The 23160-nt window shown below is 39.1% G+C and carries 30 protein-coding genes, 1 tRNA gene and 1 other RNA gene; 3 read left to right on the top strand and 29 right to left on the bottom strand.

Annotation, left to right across the window (positions count from 1 at the left end; all coding sequences use genetic code 11):
- Positions 1-93 precede the first annotated feature (93 nt).
- The 14 genes from HMPREF2987_RS05660 to HMPREF2987_RS05715 form a co-directional block, all read right to left on the bottom strand.
- Positions 94-1443 (bottom strand): bacteriocin secretion accessory protein, encoded by a 1350-nt coding sequence (locus tag HMPREF2987_RS05660; RefSeq protein ID WP_075229705.1) that lies wholly within the window; start codon positions 1441-1443, stop codon positions 94-96.
- Positions 1444-1455: 12 nt separating this feature from the next.
- Positions 1456-3609 carry a peptide cleavage/export ABC transporter ComA gene (comA, locus tag HMPREF2987_RS05665; protein WP_075229706.1) on the bottom strand — a complete coding sequence of 718 codons (2154 nt, stop codon included), beginning with the start codon at positions 3607-3609 and terminating at the stop codon, positions 1456-1458.
- Between the two features lie 167 nt (positions 3610-3776).
- Positions 3777-3971, bottom strand: coding sequence for a hypothetical protein (locus tag HMPREF2987_RS11265; RefSeq protein ID WP_075229707.1), 195 nt, complete (start codon positions 3969-3971; stop codon positions 3777-3779).
- Positions 3964-4167, bottom strand: coding sequence for a hypothetical protein (locus HMPREF2987_RS05675; RefSeq protein WP_075229708.1), 204 nt, complete (start codon positions 4165-4167; stop codon positions 3964-3966). Before HMPREF2987_RS05675 ends, HMPREF2987_RS11265 begins: the two co-directional genes overlap by 8 nt.
- Before the next feature lie 340 nt (positions 4168-4507).
- On the bottom strand, positions 4508-4696 hold the full coding sequence (locus tag HMPREF2987_RS05680) for a hypothetical protein (RefSeq protein WP_075229709.1): 189 nt from the start codon (positions 4694-4696) through the stop codon (positions 4508-4510).
- A gap of 80 nt (positions 4697-4776) precedes the next feature.
- Entirely contained in the window at positions 4777-4989 is a 213-nt protein-coding gene (locus HMPREF2987_RS11270; RefSeq protein WP_075229710.1) for a bacteriocin immunity protein, read from the bottom strand.
- Between the two features lie 38 nt (positions 4990-5027).
- A complete protein-coding gene (locus HMPREF2987_RS11005) occupies positions 5028-5183 on the bottom strand; it encodes a hypothetical protein (RefSeq protein WP_162837517.1) in 156 nt (51 codons plus the stop codon).
- Positions 5184-5393: 210 nt separating this feature from the next.
- A complete protein-coding gene (locus tag HMPREF2987_RS11010) occupies positions 5394-5570 on the bottom strand; it encodes a hypothetical protein (protein ID WP_180364504.1) in 177 nt (58 codons plus the stop codon).
- 12 nt (positions 5571-5582) lie between these two features.
- A complete protein-coding gene (locus HMPREF2987_RS05690; RefSeq protein WP_075229711.1) occupies positions 5583-5732 on the bottom strand; it encodes a class IIb bacteriocin, lactobin A/cerein 7B family in 150 nt (49 codons plus the stop codon).
- A gap of 17 nt (positions 5733-5749) precedes the next feature.
- Positions 5750-5893, bottom strand: coding sequence for a class IIb bacteriocin, lactobin A/cerein 7B family (locus tag HMPREF2987_RS05695; RefSeq protein ID WP_075229712.1), 144 nt, complete (start codon positions 5891-5893; stop codon positions 5750-5752).
- A gap of 288 nt (positions 5894-6181) precedes the next feature.
- Entirely contained in the window at positions 6182-6418 is a 237-nt protein-coding gene (locus HMPREF2987_RS05700; RefSeq protein WP_075229713.1) for an acyl carrier protein, read from the bottom strand.
- Between the two features lie 5 nt (positions 6419-6423).
- Entirely contained in the window at positions 6424-7416 is a 993-nt protein-coding gene (gene plsX, locus HMPREF2987_RS05705; protein WP_075229714.1) for a phosphate acyltransferase PlsX, read from the bottom strand.
- A complete protein-coding gene (gene recO / locus HMPREF2987_RS05710; protein WP_075229715.1) occupies positions 7413-8183 on the bottom strand; it encodes a DNA repair protein RecO in 771 nt (256 codons plus the stop codon). The genes plsX and recO overlap by 4 nt, the downstream gene beginning before the upstream one ends.
- Positions 8180-9349, bottom strand: coding sequence for a pyridoxal phosphate-dependent aminotransferase (locus tag HMPREF2987_RS05715; protein WP_075229716.1), 1170 nt, complete (start codon positions 9347-9349; stop codon positions 8180-8182). The genes recO and HMPREF2987_RS05715 overlap by 4 nt, the downstream gene beginning before the upstream one ends.
- Before the next feature lie 154 nt (positions 9350-9503).
- Here HMPREF2987_RS05715 and HMPREF2987_RS05720 point away from each other — a divergent pair, with 154 nt between their 5' ends.
- Complete coding sequence (locus HMPREF2987_RS05720; protein WP_075229717.1) at positions 9504-10514, top strand: YeiH family protein; 1011 nt, start codon at positions 9504-9506, stop codon at positions 10512-10514.
- Between the two features lie 150 nt (positions 10515-10664).
- On the opposite strand, the gene HMPREF2987_RS05725 is transcribed toward HMPREF2987_RS05720, so the two are convergent.
- The 10 genes from HMPREF2987_RS05725 to HMPREF2987_RS05770 all read right to left on the bottom strand — a co-directional run bounded on the left by HMPREF2987_RS05725 (position 10665) and on the right by HMPREF2987_RS05770 (position 18202).
- Positions 10665-11135 (bottom strand): CoA-binding protein, encoded by a 471-nt coding sequence (locus HMPREF2987_RS05725; RefSeq protein ID WP_075229718.1) that lies wholly within the window; start codon positions 11133-11135, stop codon positions 10665-10667.
- A gap of 131 nt (positions 11136-11266) precedes the next feature.
- The gene (locus tag HMPREF2987_RS05730) at positions 11267-12235 is read right to left on the bottom strand and encodes a ribose-phosphate diphosphokinase (RefSeq protein WP_075229719.1); all 969 of its coding nucleotides are present in this window, start codon (positions 12233-12235) and stop codon (positions 11267-11269) included.
- Between the two features lie 132 nt (positions 12236-12367).
- A complete protein-coding gene (locus tag HMPREF2987_RS05735; RefSeq protein ID WP_075229720.1) occupies positions 12368-13195 on the bottom strand; it encodes a PrsW family intramembrane metalloprotease in 828 nt (275 codons plus the stop codon).
- A 24-nt stretch (positions 13196-13219) separates the two neighbouring features.
- Positions 13220-13717, bottom strand: a complete 498-nt coding sequence (locus tag HMPREF2987_RS05740; RefSeq protein ID WP_075229721.1) for a beta-class carbonic anhydrase — start codon at positions 13715-13717, stop codon at positions 13220-13222.
- 159 nt (positions 13718-13876) lie between these two features.
- Positions 13877-14572, bottom strand: a complete 696-nt coding sequence (locus HMPREF2987_RS05745) for a TIGR00266 family protein (protein WP_075229722.1) — start codon at positions 14570-14572, stop codon at positions 13877-13879.
- Between the two features lie 70 nt (positions 14573-14642).
- Positions 14643-16004 (bottom strand): DNA repair protein RadA, encoded by a 1362-nt coding sequence (gene radA, locus HMPREF2987_RS05750; protein ID WP_083312419.1) that lies wholly within the window; start codon positions 16002-16004, stop codon positions 14643-14645.
- A gap of 13 nt (positions 16005-16017) precedes the next feature.
- Positions 16018-16584 (bottom strand): histidine phosphatase family protein, encoded by a 567-nt coding sequence (locus HMPREF2987_RS05755; protein WP_075229724.1) that lies wholly within the window; start codon positions 16582-16584, stop codon positions 16018-16020.
- Positions 16535-16978 (bottom strand): dUTP diphosphatase, encoded by a 444-nt coding sequence (locus tag HMPREF2987_RS05760; RefSeq protein ID WP_000701981.1) that lies wholly within the window; start codon positions 16976-16978, stop codon positions 16535-16537. The genes HMPREF2987_RS05755 and HMPREF2987_RS05760 overlap by 50 nt, the downstream gene beginning before the upstream one ends.
- A 175-nt stretch (positions 16979-17153) precedes the next feature.
- A complete protein-coding gene (locus tag HMPREF2987_RS05765) occupies positions 17154-17609 on the bottom strand; it encodes a KGG domain-containing protein (RefSeq protein ID WP_075229725.1) in 456 nt (151 codons plus the stop codon).
- A 182-nt stretch (positions 17610-17791) separates the two neighbouring features.
- Positions 17792-18202 carry a hypothetical protein gene (locus HMPREF2987_RS05770; protein ID WP_075229726.1) on the bottom strand — a complete coding sequence of 137 codons (411 nt, stop codon included), beginning with the start codon at positions 18200-18202 and terminating at the stop codon, positions 17792-17794.
- Between the two features lie 113 nt (positions 18203-18315).
- Between HMPREF2987_RS05770 and HMPREF2987_RS05775 the strand changes: the two genes are divergently transcribed.
- A complete protein-coding gene (locus HMPREF2987_RS05775) occupies positions 18316-18921 on the top strand; it encodes a tyrosine-type recombinase/integrase (protein ID WP_257375142.1) in 606 nt (201 codons plus the stop codon).
- Between the two features lie 79 nt (positions 18922-19000).
- Here HMPREF2987_RS05775 and ffs read toward each other — a convergent pair.
- An RNA gene (ffs, locus tag HMPREF2987_RS05780) (signal recognition particle sRNA small type) lies at positions 19001-19099 on the bottom strand.
- Between the two features lie 32 nt (positions 19100-19131).
- Positions 19132-19599, bottom strand: coding sequence for a tRNA adenosine(34) deaminase TadA (gene tadA, locus HMPREF2987_RS05785; protein WP_060954984.1), 468 nt, complete (start codon positions 19597-19599; stop codon positions 19132-19134).
- A gap of 303 nt (positions 19600-19902) precedes the next feature.
- Here tadA and HMPREF2987_RS05790 point away from each other — a divergent pair, with 303 nt between their 5' ends.
- Positions 19903-20445 carry a hypothetical protein gene (locus HMPREF2987_RS05790; RefSeq protein ID WP_075229727.1) on the top strand — a complete coding sequence of 181 codons (543 nt, stop codon included), beginning with the start codon at positions 19903-19905 and terminating at the stop codon, positions 20443-20445.
- A 473-nt stretch (positions 20446-20918) separates the two neighbouring features.
- Here the strand turns inward: HMPREF2987_RS05790 and HMPREF2987_RS05795 are convergent, their stop codons facing one another.
- The 3 genes from HMPREF2987_RS05795 to HMPREF2987_RS05805 form a co-directional block, all read right to left on the bottom strand.
- Complete coding sequence (locus HMPREF2987_RS05795) at positions 20919-22205, bottom strand: adenylosuccinate synthase (RefSeq protein ID WP_075229731.1); 1287 nt, start codon at positions 22203-22205, stop codon at positions 20919-20921.
- A 232-nt stretch (positions 22206-22437) separates the two neighbouring features.
- Entirely contained in the window at positions 22438-22689 is a 252-nt protein-coding gene (gene comW / locus HMPREF2987_RS11125; RefSeq protein ID WP_306806752.1) for a sigma(X)-activator ComW, read from the bottom strand.
- A 396-nt stretch (positions 22690-23085) separates the two neighbouring features.
- Positions 23086-23159, bottom strand: a tRNA-Asn gene (locus tag HMPREF2987_RS05805).
- Position 23160: the final 1 nt, after the last annotated feature.

A 23160-nucleotide genomic window follows, 5' to 3' on the forward strand; every position in this document is an offset into this window, starting at 1 on the left:
ATATTTGATATCATGTCTGAAAAAGTACAGAAAAATCGCAAACGATTTTTCATTTGCGATTTTCTAAGATTGATTTGAGTTAGAATGCGAACCTTATTCTTGTTTCAAAAAACGATCAAGATAGTATCGTAAAAAACTCTTCCTACCTCTAATCATAGTCAAACGACCTTCAAGTCCATAACGAAGTTTTTCTGCTTGTTCAGCATTCAAATCCGTCTCTGCCTCTAATTTAAAGAAATTGCCCTTTTCTGTCTGAGTCGCACTGGTATCGATATTGGTAATCTTGGATGTCAACACTAGTTGCTTATTCGCATCTGTTACTGTTGTAAATCGTACTTCATTTCCATGTTTGAGGCCAGCCACTTCCTTAGAACCGATATAAGCTGTCAGTTTTGCCTTCCTCTCTCTAGCCAACTGCGGAAACAGGTGAGCAATGATCGTTCCTTCTGGAATGATGGTAGATCGACTATGCTCAGGATTCAGGTGTAAAACACCATCTTCTATTGCTGTAATTTTCCCCTTATCTAAAAGATTTCCTTGAATTTTTTTACCTGACTCCGCTTCAAGAATTTTCTGATCCAAGAGCGTTAATTCCTGGCCTACCTTGGCTAGTTGCTGAGATTTTAATGACTCCAACTGACTTCCTAATCCAGATGCATAAGCTTGCTGGGCTCCTGAACCCGCATACTGTACTCGATAACCTGCAAGAGTTGACTCCAACTGAGCGATGTGAGCATCTAGCTGAGATAAGGCCTGCTGTTTGGCTTCCGATCCCTGCTCTTTTGTTGACTGATAAGACTGATAAATGGCATAAGCTGGATGATCACTCTCTAAGACTCCATCAGCTTGAATAGCAGACTTGGCTTGCTGATATTCTTTAATTTTGGACTGGGTTTCACCGATGAGATTGCCTAACTCTGCCTGACTACCACTGGCTGCTGCATTTTGAGATGATATACTAGCATTTTGTTGCTCAACCTGACTCAGCAGACTAGCAGCTTGATTTATATAATCTAAAAAACTATGCTGATAGCCAAATTTATCTGCTTCAGGAAATTGATCACTTCCTGCTTGAAGGCTTGCTTTTAAATACTCCAGTTGAAGCTTCTGATCCTTGAGCATTTCCAACTGACTAGCATAATTTTCTGCCTGAACCGCTTCTACCCCCTCTTGGTATTGAACCAAAAGTTCCCCCTTCTTGACCAACTTATTTTCTTCCAAATGATTGGCAATAATGCGATTGTTGCTAGTTGACTGGATATTGGCAAGGATACGACTAGGTTCGATAGTAGCTCTAGTAGACAAACTCATCTCCTTCTCTGCAACAGTTGCAAAGCCAAGTAAAAACACGAGCAGAAGAGACATGGGTACAATCACCCGACTGGAACAATTATGGTAACGACGATTGTAAAACTCTGCACTTTCTAAAAATTCTGATTGCATCTTTTTTCCTCTCTAACTATTCACTAGATGGGCGTAAAAGCCACCCTGAGCCACCAAATCTGCATGTGTGCCTTCTTCGACAATCTTGCCCTGATCTAAGACAACAACCTTCTCTGTCCGCTCAGCGATGGTCAAGCGGTGAGCAATGAAAATCAAGGTCTTGTCCAAAGCCATGAGATTATCGACAATTCGCTTCTCGGTCAAAATATCTAAACTGCTGGTCGCCTCATCCAAGATCAAGATAGGCGCATCGGTCAAGAGAGCACGCGCCAGAGCAATTCTCTGACGTTGACCACCTGAAATGCCCGCTCCATCCGAAGTCAATTCTGTCTGGTAATTCAGTGGCATCCGCTCGATATCCTCCCGAATCTCAGCCAACTCTACTGCTCTCAAAATATCCTCCTGGGTCGTCCCCTCCTTAGCTCCAAGGAGAAGATTCTCCAAAATCGTCCCATTGAAAACATAGGGTTGCTGAGGCAGGTAGTTGATATACTGGCGCAGAGCCTTTTTATCAATTTGATTAAGATTGACGCCACCCAGATTAATCTCCCCCTGACTAGGATCATAAAAATTAACCATCATCTTAGCCAAGGTCGTCTTACCTGAGCCTGAAATTCCCACAAAAGCCACTTTAGAGCCTTGCGGAATGGTTAGATTGATGTCCGACAAGACATCTCGACCATAGCCATATTTGTAGTGAACCTGCTTGAAATCCATATCTCCTTCTAGCAAGCTCAAATCTGAGACTGTTTTCTTTTCCTCAAACTCAGATGCAACCAGATAAATTTCATTGAGACGGTTATTGGCAACCTGCGCTGTCTGAAGTTTGGTTTGCAGGTTGATGATATTTTCCAATGGATTTGTAAAGTAAATAAGCAAGGTATTATAGGTAATCAACTGGCCCAAACTCATCTTATTATCCATGACTAGGAGAGCCCCCATCCAGAGAATACCAACATTGAGTAAGAGCTGGGCAACTTTTTTCAGAGCCTTTTGCTGGCTCTCTGCCCGACTGTAGGTAAAAGATTTTTTCAGATAATCTACAAATTCCTTGTCAATCTTTTGGTAGCGTGAACTTTCACTAGTTAAGGACTTGATAGTCTCAATGCCATTGATGTCCTCAATGATAGAAGAAGACAGAACCGCATTGGCTTCCATGGTATCCCGATTCATCTTTTCAAAGGGCTTCATAAAAGCAAAGATAATCACTGTATAGATAGGAAGGGCTAGCAAACTCATGAAAAAGAGATTGCTATTCTGCGAAAATAGAACTACTGAAATAATCAAGACAGTAGATACATCCAAAAAGATTGACAGAATAGTCGAAGCCAGTGCATCGATGATACTGTTAGCATCTGTAAAACGAGACACGATTTCCCCTGTCCTGCGTGTCGCAAAGAAGGACATAGGCAGGTGAAAAACATGCTTGATATAGGACAAAATCACATCAATCGATAAGCGTTGTCCCAAAACAAGTAAGAGATACTCCTGAGCATAAGACAAAATCTGCTGGAGAATATAGACGATAACCAGCCCAATAGAAATAATCCCAAGCGTCGAACGCATCTGATCTGGCACATAGGTATCAATGATAGACTGCAGATAATAAGAACCCACAATGTTAATCAAGGTTACCAAGAGTGTTGCCAAAACGATATTAGCAATCAAGCCACGCTGCTTCACTAATATAGGGATAAAAGAGAGCAGACCATTCTTTTGATCCTTATGAGGCTTATAGTCTGGACTCGGTGCCATAAAAAGAGTGATTCCTGTCCACTCCTTGGCAAAGCGCTCACGAGAAATCTTGGTCAGCTTAACACTAGGATCTGGATCAGCAATATGAATGTTGTTCTTGTCCTGCCCAGTCACCACATAATAATGGAGCAATTTCCCTTCCTTAAGCACATGAGCCACAAAAGGAAAAGTTACATCCGGCAAATCAAACAAGGTCATGTCCGCCTTTATTGCTCGCGTCTCAAAACCTATCTCCTCAGCAACCTTGACTAAACCTAAAGCCGTAGTCCCATCCATGGTCGTCTTGGCCAACTCTCGCAAGTGAGCCAGAGAATAATAACTACCATAATAACCAAAGACCATGGCTAATGAAGCCACACCGCAGTCCATCTGGTCTACCTGAGGACGATAATGCCGTTTACTAAATTTCATATCCTACTCCTTTTCCTAACCATCTCCAAAGAAAACTTTGTAAGATTATTTTATCCAAATAAAAAAGTAAAAAGAACATTATCTCTAAAAAAACAATAACTGCACCTGAACAGCACTTTTTCCTACATAAAAATAGGTAGAACAAACGTCCTACCTAAAATATATATTTATAAAAATTTCTTTTTCTTCCTAATTCTTTTGTCAATCATGTATAAAACGATAATCGAAAATAGAGGTGGTACAAGATAACTCTTTTCACTCATTGTCAGCTGAAACCCTAGAGTTGCTAGTATCTTGATAATAAAAATATTCATCAGGAATAAGAAAAAGAATATTAGAAAAAATTTTAAAGTTTTATTCATTTACATCCTGATTATCTTTTTTACCTCTTATGTTCTGAATAGCCTGATATTTTACTGTTATGTAAATGATTAAAAGAAGTACGGGATAAGAGAATAAATCTGAAAGTTCCATGAAATTTATACTACACTTTCCTAGCCAAAGTACAATACGTACTAGTAGAATCAAACCCAATAATATCACTTCTTTTTTAAACATGCGAATATCCTTCTAACTAAAATTAAACTACAGTTCATCAGCTTAACACCCCAACATTCCTCAAGATTGCCCTTATACTGGAGCCACAAAGTTCAGATCCATTTAATCAACCTTTATCATATTTTTCTTCACTTCTATAAAGTAAAATAAATACTATCAAGAATAGTGAAATTGTAGGTATGTCAAAATTTTCAAACCATGTAGGTAGATTTATTTTGTTTACATCAGCCACTATTCTAACAATGATATAAACCATCGAACTGTAGCATATAGTAAATTCTGGTCAAGCTTTTTGTAACACTTGAACGACTTTCATTTCAAACTCCAATATGATGTTCCGTCAATTCCCAATCTTATTTTCTTTTGTTTTGTACTTGTATCCTACATAAAACAGACCAAGCAGAATTGGATAGTTTTCTGGATAAAACAAGGTATTGATCGGTTTTTTCAAAATCAAATACGTTGCGATATAGATAATGACTGACACGATAAAATAACCTTCAGCAAATCCCAATAAGATTTTTTTCATTGTAAGCTACTATTTTCCTGATAAGAAAGGCGGAAAAACTCCGCCATTCACACGCACAAAATCCTTTTAATTCAGATTCATCATTTATAGTTTTGATTATTTCTTGACAAATCTTTGCAAAAAATACCAAAATAGCCCGAAGCAAGCAAACCCACTAAAGTCCATTTCCAATCAAAGGATACTAATGAACCTGTACGAATCACATGAAGTACAAGATTAAGAGCTATAGCCAACAAAGGAATTATAGTGGCTAGTTTAGGTAACAATGTATTGAGATCAGTGTTGCGATTCATAATTGATTCCCTTTTATGATTTGCCACAAATTTTTAAATTAACGTCTACTTCCCAAATGACGCCCATACATATAGGTAACGACTCCTAAAACACCCCAAGCTACTGCTGTAGAAGTAGTAACAATGAAACCTCCCTTAGTTACAGCCAAGTCTTCCTCTGTCATAATAGCAAATTTTTCATCCAGTTTTTTCATATTCCACCTACTCCTTTTTTACATTATACTAGCTAATCCAATAGCTACCCCAACCAAAAATCCTACAATTCCTGAAGCTGATATGACAATCGCTACAAATTCTTCTGAAACATTCATTTTTTCTCCATTCTTTTTTAGTTCTTATTCCATTAACAACAACTAAAATATGATTATTCAATAGCATTTGTCACATACTAATAATAGTTCTCTTTAAATCCTGTCTTTACCTGAATCCAAATAACTCATCATCAAAATTAGCATCGGAACAAATAATTCTGTTTGGAAATATTTTTCAACATTAAAGGTGATTACATTTAAATCCCCCAACACGCAAAATACTCCAAAAATAATTAAAATTGCTCCCATTATATTTTTTAGATTTTTCATACAAGTCCACTTTTATCCAAATTTACGTTTTAAATCTTGACCAATTAATCGACCACCAAGGAAAATTGCCACTCCTGCACCAACCGTGGCTAAGGTAATTGATCCACCTTCTGTATTCATCAATTCTTCTTCTGTCAATTCTGTCCATTTATTTAAATTCATTTTTTCTCTCCTTATTATTACATAAAATAGCCCCAAGCAATACCACCAATTAGTAAGACACCTCCTACAACTACAGCGGTAACTGACCCCCCATCCACTTCCATTAGCTCTTCTTCCGTAAGAGCTACAAAGTTCTGTTCCATTTTGTCAAAGTTTGTCATTTGTTTTCTCCTTTATTTTTATATTTGTGATTTCTAACCTTTAAACCATTTATATAGCCAGATTGGATAAATAACTGAAATAATCATCCCTGTTCTCCTTTCCTTTTCTTCTTACTTATCTATTCGATAAAATAATTTTAAAATAAACAACTAAGTCAAATTTATTTTAAAAACCACTTGATCAACCACGGATAAAGACCTGTCACATACATCAGTAATCCTCCTTTTTTGTTCTCATCTCTTTTTTCGAGAAACAAAAAAACAACATGACTTGCATGTTGCTTGATGTTAGATTTTATCTTTAATGGCTTTTAATACATCTGCTACACTTTGCAGTTGATCAATCTCCTCATCACTGATTTCGATTCCGAATTCATCCTCAATGGTTAGTACAAATTCCATCAAATCTACCGAATCAGCATCCAAATCATCCTTCAAGCTCAAGGCCTCTGTGACTACAAAGTCTTCTCCTTGACGTTCTTGGATAATGGTCACGACACGGTCAAAAATTTCTTTATCTGTCATATATATTATTCTCCTGAAAATTCACGCGCAGTTTGAGCAACTACGTCTGTCTCGAGCATGGTACGAATCTGACGAATCGTACTATACACAGCCTTGGCATCACTTGAGCCATGAGTCTTGACAACAGGCGCCTTAACACCAAACAAGACTGCACCCCCAACATCTGAATAGTTGAGTTGCTTTTTCAAACCTCTAAGACTATCCTTAAGAAGAAGAGCACCAAGTTTTGCTCGAAGTCCACCACCTGTAATAGCATTTTTAAGCAAGCCCATGATCCCCATGGCTGTTCCTTCGATGGATTTGAGCACAGCGTTTCCCGTGAAACCGTCTGCCACGACAACATCTGCAACGCCATCCATCAAGTCACGCGCTTCCACATTACCAATAAAATTCAAACTTTCATCAGCTACTAGCAAGTCATAAGTTTCCTTGCGGAGTGGATCTCCCTTACTGCTCTCTGTCCCGTTATTAAGCAAACCAACTCGTGGTTTTGCAATTCCACGAACATTTTTAGCATAGAAAGAACCTAAGATGGCATATTGATGAAGGTGATGGGCTGTGTTTTCTGCATTGGCACCGAGGTCTAGCATGTCAAAACCTTTCCCATCAACTGTTGGTAAGGTTGACATAAGCCCTGGACGATCGATATTTTTGATGCGACCAACGATGAAAAATCCTGCCGCAAGCAAAGCACCTGTATTCCCTGCTGATAGCACGGCATCAGCCTCACCATCTTTGACAGCCTTAGCAGCCAATACCATACTGGCATTTTTCTTCTTACGAATGGCTTTTGTCGGTTCATCATCCGAATCAATTTTTTCATCTGTATGGATAATGCTGACGCGTTCTGTAGCTGTTAGATATTGCTTGATTTTGCTTTCGTCTCCGTAAAGTTGAATCTCAATATCTGAAAAGTCAGTAAGGGCTTGATTGACACCCTCAACGATGGCTTGAGGTGCGTAATCGCCACCCATTGCGTCTACTGCAATTTTTTTCATTTGTCTTCCTCTTTTAATAATTGTCCCCAATCGGATAGGGAATCAATAAATTTCTTTGATTTTAGGTGAATCCCGACGTACTCTTCGTAAATCTGGTCCATAAACTTGCGCAAGTCTTGCTTAATTTCTGACTTGAGCGAAATAGTCTCCAGAGTATCAAAATCAATGGCTTGAAACTGATTAAGCAGATAAGGGATATTGGGATTCAGATGACATCGTTTCTCATCCTCATGATAATGCTCTGGGCAAAGACAGGCTCCATATCTGAAAGAAAAGTCAAAAGCCTGGCCAACCCGATGGCAAAAGACACACTCATTAAAATTAAGACCAATCCCAAACCGTGTCAAAATCTGAATTTCAAAAATATTAGTCAAGACCTGATAATCTAAGCCCTCTTCCATCAGCTCTAATGTCTTCTGCAAAAAAGCAAATAAGGGAGCGTCCTGCTGATTATCCTGCAAACTCGCATCAGCCAAGGCTGCCACATAGGTCGCATAAGCCATGGTAAAGAGATCACTATTGATCCTTGGAAAGGTCATTACCTCATGATAATCTTCTATATAACTGAGTCCATCATCATTGATGCGCAAGAGAAAATGGGCTAAGACTAAAGGTTGAATGACAGGAGCTAGTTTGGATTGGTCGGCGTGTTTGACAAAAAACATGCGCTTCCCTGCCTGTTCTGTAAAGATTTTAACAAGCTTATCATCTTCTCGAAAATTTCGATTGTAAAGCACTAAACCCTGACTCGTAATCGATTGAATCATTCTTCTCTCATGTACTCCTCAAGTCGTTTCATAGCTTCTCTGATGGTTCCCATGCTAGCTGCATAAGATAGGCGAACATAGCCCTCTCCATACTGTCCAAAGGCAGCACCAGGGATAAAGGCAACAGCCTTCTTCTGGGCAAAATCTTTCAGAAAAGCAAAGGAATCTTGATTATAGCCTGCCGGAATCTTAGCAAAGATATAAAAAGCACCGTCCGGCTTGATGATTTCAAAGCCAAGGTCAGTCATCTTGTCGATAATGTAGTCCCGACGCTGGATATATTCCTTCTTCATCGGTTCTGCATCATCTTTACCAGCTGTTAAAGCTTCCACAGCAGCATGTTGCGCCATGGTGTTTGCGGCAGTGACCAAGTACTGGTGACTCTTGATGAGTTGAGCCGTAAAGTTTGCTGGTGCAAAGATAAAACCTAAACGCCAACCTGTCATGGCATGGGATTTGGATAAACCATTAATAATAATAGCCTGGTCTCTCAGCATAGTGCCTAGCGATACATGATTTTCCCCTGTGTAGGTCAATTCTGAGTAAACCTCATCACAGACAACGAAAATCTCATACTTTCGTAAAACATCTGCTAAAGCTTCTAATTGTTCACGACTATAGGTAATGCCTGTAGGGTTGGCTGGATAATTAAGAATGACTGCTTTGAGCTTGTCACCCTGCTCCAAAATTGCCTTCTCTAGCATTTCAGGAGTTAAGACAAAACCATTCTCAGTCGTGTCAATCTCAACAATCTCTGCGCCAACTAGATTGACAATAGGCTCATAGCCTGGATAGGCAGGAGCTGGCAAGAGAACCTTGTCTCCTTCCTCCAAAATGGCTGTCAAAGTAGCTGATAAAGCTTCTGTCGCACCAATTGTAACCAAGATTTCATTTTCAGGATTGTAGTCCAACTGATACTTTTCTTTTACAAAATCACTGGCTGCTTGGCGTAAGGTCAACAAACCACTCATCCCTGTATAGTAGGATTGATCTTGGTCGATGGCTCGCTTTGCAGCCTCCTTGACATGATCTGGCGTTGTAAAGTCAGGTTCTCCCAAGGTCAACCGCAGGACTCCAGGAATCTCTGAAATAGCCTGGTCAAACTGACGAATCAAGGAAACTTGAATCTTATCTAATTGTCTGTTAAAGCGTTTGGTTAAGTCCATATATATCCTCCTTGATCAAAGAACATATGTCTATTATACTACAAAAGCTCTCTGACCGCAAAATTCCGTTAATTTACAACCTTATTCCTACTTTCTACTTTACTTTTCTGACAGATAAGATTATAATGAGAAGTATTTATTTTCGGAGGTTTTTATGTCATTTCTATCAAAAAATTGGGCAGGACTGTTAGTCTGTCTGATCATTTCTATCATCTCTTGGGTTTTAGGAGGCTTTCTGCCTGTTGTGGGAGCACCTGTTTTCGCCATTTTTATCGGAATGATTCTCTACCCCTTTCTCACTCCCTATAAACAACTGGATGCTGGTTTGACTTATAGCTCCAAAAAATTGCTTCAGTATGCTGTTATCTTGCTTGGGTTTGGACTCAATATCTCACAAGTTTTCGCAGTTGGAAAATCTTCCCTTCCTGTCATCCTCTCAACTATTTCAATTGCTTTGATTATAGCTTTCTTTTTCCAACGATTTTTTAACCTTGATACAAAGCTAGCTACCTTGGTTGGGGTAGGCTCTTCTATCTGTGGTGGTTCTGCCATTGCAGCGACTGCTCCTGTTATTCACGCCAAGGAAAAAGAAGTAGCCCAAGCCATTTCTGTTATCTTTTTCTTCAATGTCTTGGCAGCTCTTATCTTTCCAACTCTAGGTTCTTGGCTCCATCTCTCCAACGAAGGTTTTGCTCTCTTTGCGGGTACTGCGGTCAACGATACTTCCTCTGTAACAGCCACAGCTAGCGCCTGGGATAGTCTGTATCATACCAATACTCTAGAATCTGCAACCATTGTCAAACTGACTCGTACCTTAGCTATTATCCCTATTACTCTCTTCCTCTCCTATTGGCAAAGCCGTCAACAAGACAACAACCAAGGAGTAAAGCTTAAAAAAATCTTCCCCGTTTTCATCCTTTACTTTATCCTAGCTTCTCTGCTAACGACCATCCTTACTTCTTTTGGTGTTAGCAATAGCTTCTTTGCACCTCTCAAACAACTCTCCAAATTCCTCATCATCATGGCTATGAGTGCTATTGGTCTCAAAACCAACCTCATTGCTATGATCAAATCCAGTGGAAAATCCATTCTTCTTGGAGCCCTCTGCTGGATTGCCATCATTCTAACCAGCCTTGGTATGCAAATGCTCATCGGTATTTTATAAGACAAAGAGGCTGGGACAAAAGTCCTAGCCTCTCAATTGTCTTTGGATTGCCGAGCAAGACGCAGTGGTTGAGTGGGCTCTTCTACGCTGATTTCATCAGCTTTTACAGCCCTACTCAACTGTGCGGAGGTGGGACGACGAAATCGAATTCTAACGAATTACCGATTTCTGTCCCACTCTCTTTAATTGTTCAAGAATTAAACGCGTATGTTCTCTCTTTATGCAACGATTCATCACGATATCATCGCATCCTCCATCACGCAAGATTTCTTCCGCTTCTGGATTTTCAAGCCCTAGTTGCGCCCAAAAAATCTTGGCATCTGCCCTGAGGAAATCACGCGCCACATCAGGCAAAAATTCACTACGACGGTATACGTTGACAATATCTACAGGAAAAGGAATCTCAGCTAGGCTGGCATAAGCCTTTTCTCCCAAGATTTCACCACCTGCAGCCTTGGGATTAACAGGAATAATCTTATAGCCACGAGCCTGCATTTCCTTAGTCACTCGATTGCTAGTTGTTTCCTCACGATCAGATAAACCCACTACGGCTAGAGTTTTACTGGTTTCTAGATAGTGACGGAGCACTCCATCACTTGGATTGATAAATTCTTGAGTCATAGAAATCCTCCTTTTTTCATTTAGTATAGCATATTTTGAAAAGGCTTGCATATTTTTGCTACCAAAAAACTCCTAACAAAGCAACTTTGAACTGCACCTGGTTAGGAGTTTTGTTTTATTTAACGAATGAATTAGATTTTTTTCTCAATACTAAACAAGGGAGAAAGTGGACGTTTTTCGTGGATACGGACGATAGCATCCGCAAGAAGGTGAGCAATAGAGATTTGCTCAATCTTATCAATCAAACGCTCTTCTGGTAAGTAGATGGTATCCAAAACAACCAATTTTTTAATCGCTGATTTCTGGATATTATCCATAGCAGGCCCTGAAAGTACTGGGTGCGTACAGCTTGCATATACCTCAACTGCTCCTGCTTCAGCCAAAGCATCAGCAGCATGACAGATTGTACCAGCTGTGTCAATCATGTCATCAATCAAAATACAAGTTTTTCCTTCTACCTTACCGATGATGTTCATAACCTCACTGGTATTCATCTTATCTACGCTACGACGTTTATCGATAATCGCAATAGATGTTTTCAAAAACTCGGCTAATTTACGGGCACGTGTTACTCCTCCGTGGTCTGGACTGACAACCACGTAGTCTGAACCGACCATACCGCGACGCTCAAAGTAGTCCGCAATCAAAGGAGCACCCATCAAGTGATCCACTGGAATATCAAAGAAACCTTGAATCTGTGCAGCGTGCAAATCAATCGTCAACAAACGATCTACCCCAGCAACTTCTAGCATGTTTGCAACGAGTTTTGCAGTGATTGGCTCACGCGCGCGCGCTTTTCTATCCTGACGTGCATAACCGTAGTAAGGCATAACAACGTTGACAGATTCTGCACTGGCACGCTTCAAAGCATCGACCATAATCAAGATTTCAAGCAAGTTGTCATTAACAGGTGAGCTTGTTGATTGCAGGATAAATACGTGTCTCCCACGGATAGACTCCTCGATATTAACTTGAATTTCCCCATCTGAAAATTGGCGAACGCTTGATTTCCCCAATTCAATCCCAATCTCTTGCGCCACACGCTCTGCCAATTCTCTATTTGAAGAAAGAGCAAAGAGCTTTAAATCAGAAAAAGACATGATTCCCTCCGGTATTTATGTATCACTTGTGTTTTTTCACAATATTTTCCAACTACCATTGTAGCGCTTTTTTCTCTATTTTTCAATCAAAAATAAAACAAGAGCAAACATTTATACTCTTGTTATAATCTTTTAAGAAATCTCTTTTATCATCGCGTCCTTGTACTTCTCAACAAACTGGAAAGCCTGATAAAAGCTATAAAGAGTAATAGCTGTTACAAGAGGAAAAGCAAGGGGCAACTCTGTCTCCAACTCTACAATAGGTGAGTTGAATAAAAAGTGTGTTCCAAAAGCCAAACCAAGATAGATCAAACCAGACTTCAGTTCTGCCTTCTGACCTTTATAAGCCCTGTAAAGCAAGTAAAGACCTAGTATGGCAAGTCCTGAAAAAGTCCAATGCGAGGCAAGAGCAGACGTTATTCGCTCTAAAATCCGAGAAATTGTATAAGCTAAGCCCTCTGGTAAATCCGAGCGAATATAGCTGATATCCTCAATCATTTGAAACCCTAAACCTGAAGCAATCCCTAGTAAAAAGATTGATTTCAATTTTTTAATTGGAATCAAATACAAAACAAAGGCCAGAGGTAGTAATTTTAAAGGTTCCTCTACAATCGGAGCTACAATGGCATTTTCCAAAGCATTCAAAAACCTACTATCTGGGAAAAGATTCGTCAGAAAATCATGTATGTAGGTATTGGCAAAACTAGATAACCAACCCGAAATAAATATCCCACCCAATAAGGACAAAGTTATAGCCTTTCTTGGTGTTTCCCATTTATGTCCAATGCGGTATAGGAGATAAACAGCTGGAATCATATAAAAGAGTGCTAGAAAGATGGAAAGTCCCATCACTCCATATTCCGTTCCAGACATCGATCCATCTGTAAAATACATGGTCTCATACTGTAAACCAATACACACTAATACAATAAAAACAAATAAAATAATATTTTTCTTCATACACTATCTTTCTACATTTAATCCTTACAGTTTTACGACTGTCATCCTTCCTGTATCCACATCGTAAACCGCACCTGAAATAACAACATCATCTGGGATTAGAGGAGATTCCTGTAGCAATCTCATATCCTCACGAACACTTTCATCAATGTCTTGAAAAGGCAAAAAGTCCTTGTCAGAAACATCCACTCCTAGTTCTTTTTTCAAATACTCCTGAAAAGGACCATTTTCAAATGTCTGTGCACCACAGTCTGTATGATGGAGCACCACAATTTCCCTTGTCCCCATTTGTTGCTGGGAAATCACAAGCGAGCGAATCATATCCTCCGTCACTCGACCACCCGCATTCCGCAAAATATGAGCATCTCCCAGAGCCAACCCAAGAGCTGGCGCAACGTGTAAACGCGAGTCCATACAAGTTACGATTGCAACCTTGGTCTTTGGTTTGATTGATAAATGAAGATCTCCATGCAGTTCTACATAGGCTTGATTGGCTTTTAAAAAATTTTCAAAATAGGACATGACAACTCACTTTCTAGTCTACCAGATAATTTGAACACCAAATTATTTATCTCCTATCTTACCATCTTTTTTTTGTCTTGTCAGCTGTCAACCTCTCTATTAAAAAACCAAGACAGAGACATCCAGCTTCTAGCTTGGGCTTCTGTCCTAGTTTTATTTTTATGAACCTTTTTGGATATACTTATTGAGCGATCCTGCAAAGCTCTGAAGATTGAGACTTTGTACGTAGACCTCACCAGTTCCTCGGAAGGTATTCACCACTCCTTCACCCGTACCAATAGACTGCCAGAAGCCATTTTCTAAGTGAATATGATAGTCCAAAGATTGACTCCAAGCCACCACATGGGCATTGTCAATAGTTATTTCTTGGTTTTGAAGCTCAATTTTCTTGATAGAGCCAAAAGCATTGGCCAAGAGAGTTCCCTGACCTTGGGTAGTCATCACAAAGAGACCGCCTTGCCCTCCGAACAGAGCTTTCCCAATAGACTGACTCTCCATAGTATAGGAAGCTGTACCATCAAGAGCTAGAAAGGCCCCATCATTCAGTCGATATTGTTTTTCACCTAGTTCAAGAGCAATTACTTGCCCAGGAGTATCTGGTGCTAGAGCAAGGTTCCCGTTATCAGACTCTGCTACAGCTTGAGTAATGAAGGTGCTTTCACCAGAAACCATTGAACGTCCTACAGCTTTAACAAAACGTCCCAAACCTGAACCGCTAGCATTGAGCTGGGTATTGAGGCTTACGTTAGGCGTATGGTAAACCATACTACCTCGCTGGATATAGACGGTTTCTCCTTGATTGAGTGACAACTCTACCAAAGGAAATTGCATATGACTGTCCATAGAAAATTTCATCAGAAATTCCTCCTTGTTTTAATAAAAGTTAGCAATAAAATAATTAGTAATCTATACCTGGATACAACTATTAGGAGAAAACCTTCTTCAAAACTTCACCGATAGTCGTCACCCCAATGACCTGAATTTCCTTGGGTGGAGTGATTCCTGTCAAGGAATTTTTCGGTACATAGATTTTTGTAAATCCAAGTTTCGCTGCTTCATTGATGCGTTGCTCAATCCTATTGACTCGACGAATCTCTCCTGTCAAACCCAACTCTCCCACAAAACATTCTTGAGGATTGGTTGGTTTATCCTTGTAGCTTGAAGCTATAGCAACCGCAACTGCCAAGTCAATAGCAGGCTCATCTAATTTAACACCTCCAGCTGATTTAAGATAAGCATCCTGATTTTGAAGCAAGAGACCTGCCCGTTTTTCCAAAACAGCCATAATCAAGCTAGCACGATTGAAGTCAAGACCTGTTGTAGTCCGCTTGGCATTTCCAAACATAGTCGGCGTCACCAAGGCCTGCACTTCAGCAAGAATTGGACGGGTTCCTTCCATGGTCACTACGATGGACGAACCAGTCGCACCGTCTAAACGCTCTTCTAAGAAAACTTGACTAGGATTAAGAACCTCAACCAGTCCACCCGACTGCATCTCAAAGATTCCAATCTCATTAGTGGAACCAAAACGATTTTTGACTGCTCTCAAGATACGGAAGGTATGGTGGCGCTCCCCTTCAAAGTAAAGTACTGTATCCACCATATGCTCCAACATACGAGGCCCAGCCAGAGTGCCCTCCTTGGTCACATGTCCAACTATAAAGATAGCAATGTTATTGGTTTTGGCCAGCTGCATGAGTTCAGCTGTTACCTCACGTACCTGAGACACAGAGCCTTGAACCCCTGAAATCTCAGGAGACATAATGGTTTGGATGGAGTCGATGATGAGAAAATCTGGCTGAATTCTCTCTACTTCTGCACGAACACTTTGCATATTGGTCTCGGCATAGAGATAAAACTCACTATCGATATCCCCCAAGCGCTCCGCTCGTAACTTGATTTGCTGGGCAGACTCCTCACCACTGACATAGAGAACTGTTCCCACTTGAGACAGCTGGGTTGAGACTTGTAAGAGAAGAGTTGATTTCCCAATACCTGGATCCCCTCCAATGAGGACAAGACTTCCTGGTACCACGCCACCACCGAGTACACGGTTGAATTCCTCCATCTCAGTCTTAGTACGATGGACATTGATAGAGGTCACTTCAGCCAGTTTCATGGGCTTGGCTTTCTCACCTGTCAAGGAAACACGCGCATTCTTAACCTCTGCAACCTCAACTTCCTCAACAAAAGAAGACCAAGACCCACAGTTTGGACAACGCCCTAAATACTTTGGGGAATTATATTCACAATTTTGACACACAAATGTCGCTTTTTTCTTTGCGATAATAAACCTCTTTCTATATTTCTATCTCACACTCAATCACTTGGCAAAAATCAATCTTCTCATTTGCCACAAACTGCCGAATCAGCATACGATGGGCTACAACTACCACAGTTTGATGGTCCCGATACTTAGCCATGCATTCTAGAAAACGAGTCTTCATCTCTACAGCTGTCTCATATTGAATAGGACTATTAGGAAGTAACTCCCCCTTATTTTCTAGAAACATAGTACGAGCTTTTTCAAAATTATCTGTGCCACTTTCATAGACCTGCCATTCATGTAATAAAGGCTCTACTCTTAAAGGAAGTCCAGTAGCACAAGCCACATAGCAAGCAGTCTCTAAAGCTCTTGTGACTGCAGAAGAAACTAGTAGATCAGCTGAGTGTAGCAAAGAATTTTTGCAAAGTTCCTGAGCTTGTTGTCTTCCTTTCACCGATAAAGGGGCCAAGTCTATCCCAAATCCCGTATAAGAACGCTCCTCTAACTCACGGTAATTTGGCTCTCCATGACGCACAAAAATAATCTTCATCTTAGTGCCCAGTCGATCCAAATCCACCAGTCCGCACTCCGTCTGCCTCATCTCCATCTGCGATTAAAAATGGTGCAAAAACAGCCTGAACTACACGTTCCCCAACTTCAAGAACAACTTCTTGATCTGTGATGTTTTTCATCTGCGCAAAAATATGCCCTTCATTTCCAGGATTTCCATAATAATCCCCATCAATAACCCCAACTGAGTTAATTAAAACCAAGCCCTTCTTACGAGGGTTTGAAGAACGATCATAGAGATAAAGCACTTCTGTCGGTTGCATATAAGCCTTGACCCCAGTTGGAACGAGGACGATTTCTCCTGGTGCAATAACTGTGCGCTCCGCAACCTTTAAGTCGTACCCAGCTGCATGCGCTGTCTCACGCTTGGGCAACAAATTTTCATCTGTAAAACTAGAAACCAATTCAAAACCACGAATTTTCATATTATTCTCTTTTCTATTGTCTTTTATTCTAGGCTATTTTATCTTATTTATTCGAAAAAAGCACGAAAAAAGAGCATATAACAACTCAAAAGAATAACGCCCGCCTTTTAGCACGTTATAAGGCAAGCTGGATACCCAGACTGATTTAAAATGAGGGTTAATATTCTCTTGTACTCTAAAGATCGTCTGTTGCCCCCCTTACTTCATCTAGCCACTCATCGACAATATGGATTGTTTCAGTTGATCCTTTCTCAGCCTCCTCACGCTCTCTATTATCATGTTTGAGCGCTCTTATATGCTCTTTCTGCTCTTGTATATCGTACCTATCTTTGGTATTGGTTAGCTTGATTATGTTCTCAGTTGCTTTCTTATTACCTTTTACAGCTTGCTGGAACGTAGCAAAAGCTAGCAAAGCCTCATTATTGCCAGCCATGCCCATTTCTTCAAGTTGTTTCTTGATTTTACTATCCGTCACATCCAAAGATAAGAGGGTTTCAAATGCTTTTTTTAGATCGGCTTTCTTTCTTCTTGCTACTCCGGATGCTTTACCTCCTTTTGAGCTGATAGCTCTTGCTTCATCTTTGGTTCGTTCGGTCACTGGTTTTAAATTTTTAGTTCCATCTCTAGGCAATTTTCACCCTCCTTTCAAACAAAAAATCACAAGCATTTTATACTTATGATTTCGTTGTATCTGCTAAAAAAGGGATGTTTTAAGACGGGAAAATAAAAAAGCCCCAATTTAGGGGCTAAGATGTAACGTAGTAGCCCGGATTCGAACCGGAATCTCCTCCATCAAGGCGTAATCCCTATATACTACTCCCTACGTTTCTTAGTGTGATTATACCACTCTTTTTCTACTTTTTCAACAAGTTTATGCTCTTTTGGTGTCAAATTGGATGCACCCTTTTTACTTCTCTCATATTCTGCATGATTATAGCCATGATGAGTATGTGGTTTCATGCCTTTGTGCACATGATCTAAGTCAATTTGCTTATTACGCTTATTTTTTTCATCAAAATAAACAATACTCTTGGGTGCGTTTTTGTTCTTGTCGATGAGCACATAAACTCTACCTTTTGTCATCGTTTCCATTGGAGACTTTTGTGACCCTTGCTCATTTTGAGTAACAAATTTTATATTGCCTACTTTATGTACTGTCTCATACTCTGTGCCATATATCTTCTTTTTGTCGCTTATTCTAGAGCTCGCTCCACGACCTCCCATTTTTTAAACTTCTTTCTTTTATTCGTATGAATAAGTATAACCATATTTTTTAGCGTTTTTCTTCAGCCACAAATCAGAGCCTTTTGTAATTCGATAAGCTTTTGAGTTGTTAGTTGCAACTAAAGTATTCATGTTTTTTACTGACGCAAATGAGTGTAGGTCAGTGCTTGAGAAATTCCCACCGCTCGGATGGTTATGGATTGCTGTACATCCTCCAAAATAGGCAGAATATTGTAGGGCTTGCTGCCTTGAGTTACAAAGAGGATATAGACTTTTCAAAAAAGACAATTCACATAAGGCATACATACGATTTTAGACTTAAAAAGAGAATTGCACAAAAGACGGCAAAATCAGATAGAATTATAACCGCTCCTAAAAAAGTGTTAGACATCATCAAAGAGCAAATTGTAGAGAATACCAAAAACGGATTTGATAATGATTCTATTTTTATCAACACTCTAGGAGAGCCAATAACAAGTGCCATGGTTATTATACCTTTAAAAAATCATGGTAAAAAGCTAGGTATTGACAAAAACATCACTACTCACATGTTCAAACATTCTCATATCTCTTTACTTGCTGAACTAGGCATCCCGCTAACTGCTATTATGGACAGAGTAGGGCATAGTGACTCAAAGACCACACTAGAGATTTATTCTCATGTCACTCAAAAAATGGTATTAGATATATCTAGCAAACTAGATAAAGTAAAACTCTAAAATTTTGCCCCTTATCTGCCCCTTTTTATCACTCACAACAAACAAAAACCCCTTAAAGTGTTGATACTAAAGGGCTTTTTGATTGCACGAAAAAAGAGCACACAATTCACACTCGCTTAGGGCTGCTGGATTCCTCCCCTGACCCGCTTCACGCAGAACTGTTGCTCCATTAGTTATTATATCACATTTCCCAAGATTTTAAAAGAGAAATTATTTTTTCCGTCGATTTCTGAAAAATTCCTGCATAATGCCTGCACATTCACTCTCTAAAATCCCTGTTTCAACCTCTACACGATGATTGAGGCGCTCATCTGTCAAGATATCATACAGACTTCCAGCTGCACCAAATTTCTGATTTTTAGCCCCATAAACTACCTTAGGGATACGAGCAAGTCCAATCGCCCCACTACACATAACGCAGGGCTCTATAGTCACAAAAAGTGTGCAGTCGAGCAAGCGCCAGCTCTCTTCCCTCAGATTCGCATTCTCGATGGCCATAATTTCCGCATGCATGACCGCACGTTGCAACTCCTCACGTGCATTGTGCCCCCGACCAATGATTTCTCCGTCCTTGACAATCACACAACCAATTGGGATTTCATCATGCTCTAAAGCAATCTCCGCCTCCTTTAGGGCCTCTCTCATAAAAACTTCTTTTTCTTCAATTGTATAATCCATAACTTCTCTCTTTTCTCGCCTATCAATTCTATCATTATAGCATGTTTTCCTAGACAAAAAAAGACCTCTATAATATTTGCAGAAACCAACTTTAGATAGTATTCAATCTCTGGTTTGTAGAAATAATATTATAAAAAGAGTATAATAGTAGCAAAATTGAGAGAAACATTAGAAATCATGAACTAGAAGTAATGGAGACAACTGATACAAAATATCCAAATCTGTCGGAAGATTTTTAACTATAAGTCTCCAAGAGATGATTATCCTGAGATTTAAATAATAAACAAGATGAAAGGGTAAATAATGAAATTAGAATTTTTACAGGATGAACCAAAACTTACCTTGATGTCTCCATATAAAGATACATTTAATAGAGTAGGGGGCCCATCCATGATATCTATATCTGTTATGATTCTCTGGATTCTGAAGCGTCTGATGACTTACAATACTGTTTTTGCAGACAAGATTGTTATGGCGGTAGCGCTGATTTATGCTCCCATTCTTATATGGTTTTTGGGCTATTCTCTCTTCATAAATGGGGTAAAATTAGAAATTTTTAAAAACAATACTGTTCAGTATTATACCTATAGCAGTAGAGGCCACAGCCTATTACATTATCAATTTAGCCTTCAAGATATCGAACAAATAACTATTAAAAAGCGTCCCTTTAACTGCGCAAAGTTAACCATAAAAATTAGAAATCCTATTTTTTTAGACGGACATGAGAAAAAACTAAATAAGCTAATCACTGTCAGTATCATCACAGATAAACTAAAGGCAGATGCTTTCATGTACGAAATACAGCAATTTCAAAGTGATAAATCAGATAATCAAGTTATCAACTAAGCTGATTCATATAAAATTCAAGTTTGTCTAACTTACAAATTCTCAAGAAACTAGTTCACTGATGAGGCTGGGATCAGAAATCCCAACCTCATTTTTGCTTAGTTCTGATCCTTTGCTGTGTTATCCAATTGAAGGATTTGTTGCTATTTTAGAATTCAAAAAGCTCCTTTTACCGAAACTTCTTTTCTCCAACTAATCTACCAAAATGTTGAAAACTCGTAGATCTGGGGCTACCAAATCGAGACTTAATCTAGAAACTTAATACCCAATGTTTTTTCTTCATATCCTACTTTCAAGAAGACACCCAGATAGGACTTAAAAAATGACAAAAAAAGCCACCGAATGCGGTGACTTTATAGGGAGATTATTATGAAAAAGAAAAGTTTAGGATATTTGTTACAACAAGTTAGGAGGTCTTCTTGTAACTGTCTATAGTATAGCTGAACTATCTTAAACAAATCTTAAAAAATCTCTTATGACCAAACACTTTCTAAAATATTGGTTTGTTCACGACCAGGCCCTACTGAGAAAGTAGAGATGCGAACGCCGACTAATTCGCTAACACGACGAACATAGTTACGTGCATTTTCAGGAAGATCTTCCAAATTGCGAACACCAGTGATATCTTCTGACCAACCTGGCAATTCTTCGTAGATAGGTTTGCAACGTTTCAATTGCTCAAGACTAGCTGGATAGTAGTCAATACGTTGACCATCCAGATCATAGGCTACACAGATTTTCACTGTATCCAAACCACTCAAAACATCGATAGAGTTCAGTGAAAGGTTAGTGATACCAGAAACTCGACGACTGTGACGCATCACAACTGAGTCAAACCAACCCACACGACGTGGACGACCAGTAGTTGTACCATACTCATGACCTACTTCACGAATGCGTTCTCCCACTTCATCAAACAACTCAGTTGGGAAAGGACCATCACCAACGCGACTTGTGTAAGCTTTACATACACCTACAACCTTGTCAATCTTGCTTGGACCAACACCTGAACCGATCGTCACACCACCCGCAACAGGGTTTGATGACGTAACAAATGGATAAGTACCTTGGTCAATATCTAGCATGACACCTTGGGCACCTTCAAATAGGACACGTTTGCCATTATCGAGCGCATCATTTAAAATAACCGAAGTATCTGTGACATATTGCTTGATTTGTTGACCATATTCATAATATTCTTCAAAAATATCATCAATTGAAATAGGGTTGCTTTCGTACAATTTTTCAAACAAACGATTCTTCTCAGCAAGGTTACGTCCTAAACGCTCACGGAAAATCTCCTTATCCAAAAGATCTGCGATACGAATTCCCACTCGAGCAGCCTTATCCATATAAGCTGGACCGATACCCTTGATAGTAGTACCAATCTTATTTTCACCCTTAGCTTCTTCTTGCAGACGGTCTAACTCGATGTGGTACGGCAAAATAACATGCGCACGATCAGAAATACGTAGATTATCTGTTGTAACACCTTCCTCATGAAGATAGCTCAACTCTTTCACAAGTGACTTAGGATTTACAACCATCCCATTCCCAATGACAGAAATTTTTTCAGGGAAGAAAATCCCAGATGGAATCAAGTGCAACTTAAATTTCTTACCATCAATCACGATCGTGTGACCTGCATTATCACCACCTTGGTAACGCGCAATCACTTCTGCATTCGCTGAAAGGAAGTCAGTAATCTTCCCTTTACCTTCATCACCCCACTGGGTACCCACTACAACAACTGAAGTCATAATCTTGTCTGAGCCCTTAGGCTCTTCCTTTCTCACATACATGGCAGGAATCTCACCTGCAATTATATCTTACAATTTATTATAATAAAGATTCTCTATTTTTTCAAGACCAAATACCTGAAACATTAGGAATTTAGAGAAAATCGAAAAAATCATATTGAAAAAATATTGCAAATTTTTATTATGATAAGATAAAATAATAAAATTGTTCGGAAATAACGATAAATAAAAATTAAATTAGAACATAATCCTTTGAAATTAACAACTGTTCAATGTACAAACGGTAGCAAGCTCTATAGTGGTAAGAAAATAAAGGATGCATAATATCAAACTTGTACCGAACTAAATAATAGAGTAAAAATCGAAGATGAAAAACTTCCCACTCCAATTCGTTATCAATTAATTGACTATACTCATTTTCAATAACTTTATAAAAATCAAGATATTCTTCATAAATCTTTCTAATCATTTTAATAAACTCCATTTCTATTGATGAAATGAGTATAACAGAAAAAATAAAGAAAATGGGAAGCTTCTTCTATCATGTATCACTATGAATAGCCAAATAAAAAATAGATAAAGAAAACTCACAGATCAGGTGCACAATACTACATTTCAAAAGAAAAAAAATGTAATTTCTGTAATGAAGGGAAATTACTGTAAGAATTATGGTAGTTTACTTGTTTGTAAAAAAACTTATAAAAACTATAATGATCACACCAAAAACTCAAATAGAGATTTACTTCTGAAATCTATTAAAGATATTACAGAATTACTTAGAATTAAATATATCAGGAATTAGTAAAGAGACAACTAAAAAAGGAGCAAGTTGACCCCTGAAAGACAAATAAAAAAAAACGTTCCTTAGAACGTTTACGTACTCCGCCAGTAGGACTCGAACCTACGACATCATGATTAACAGTCATGCGCTACTACCAACTGAGCTATGGCGGAT

Origin of the sequence: Streptococcus sp. HMSC067H01 (assembly GCF_001814775.1) — a bacterium.
In the GTDB taxonomy this organism is placed as follows: Bacteria; Bacillota; Bacilli; order Lactobacillales; family Streptococcaceae; genus Streptococcus.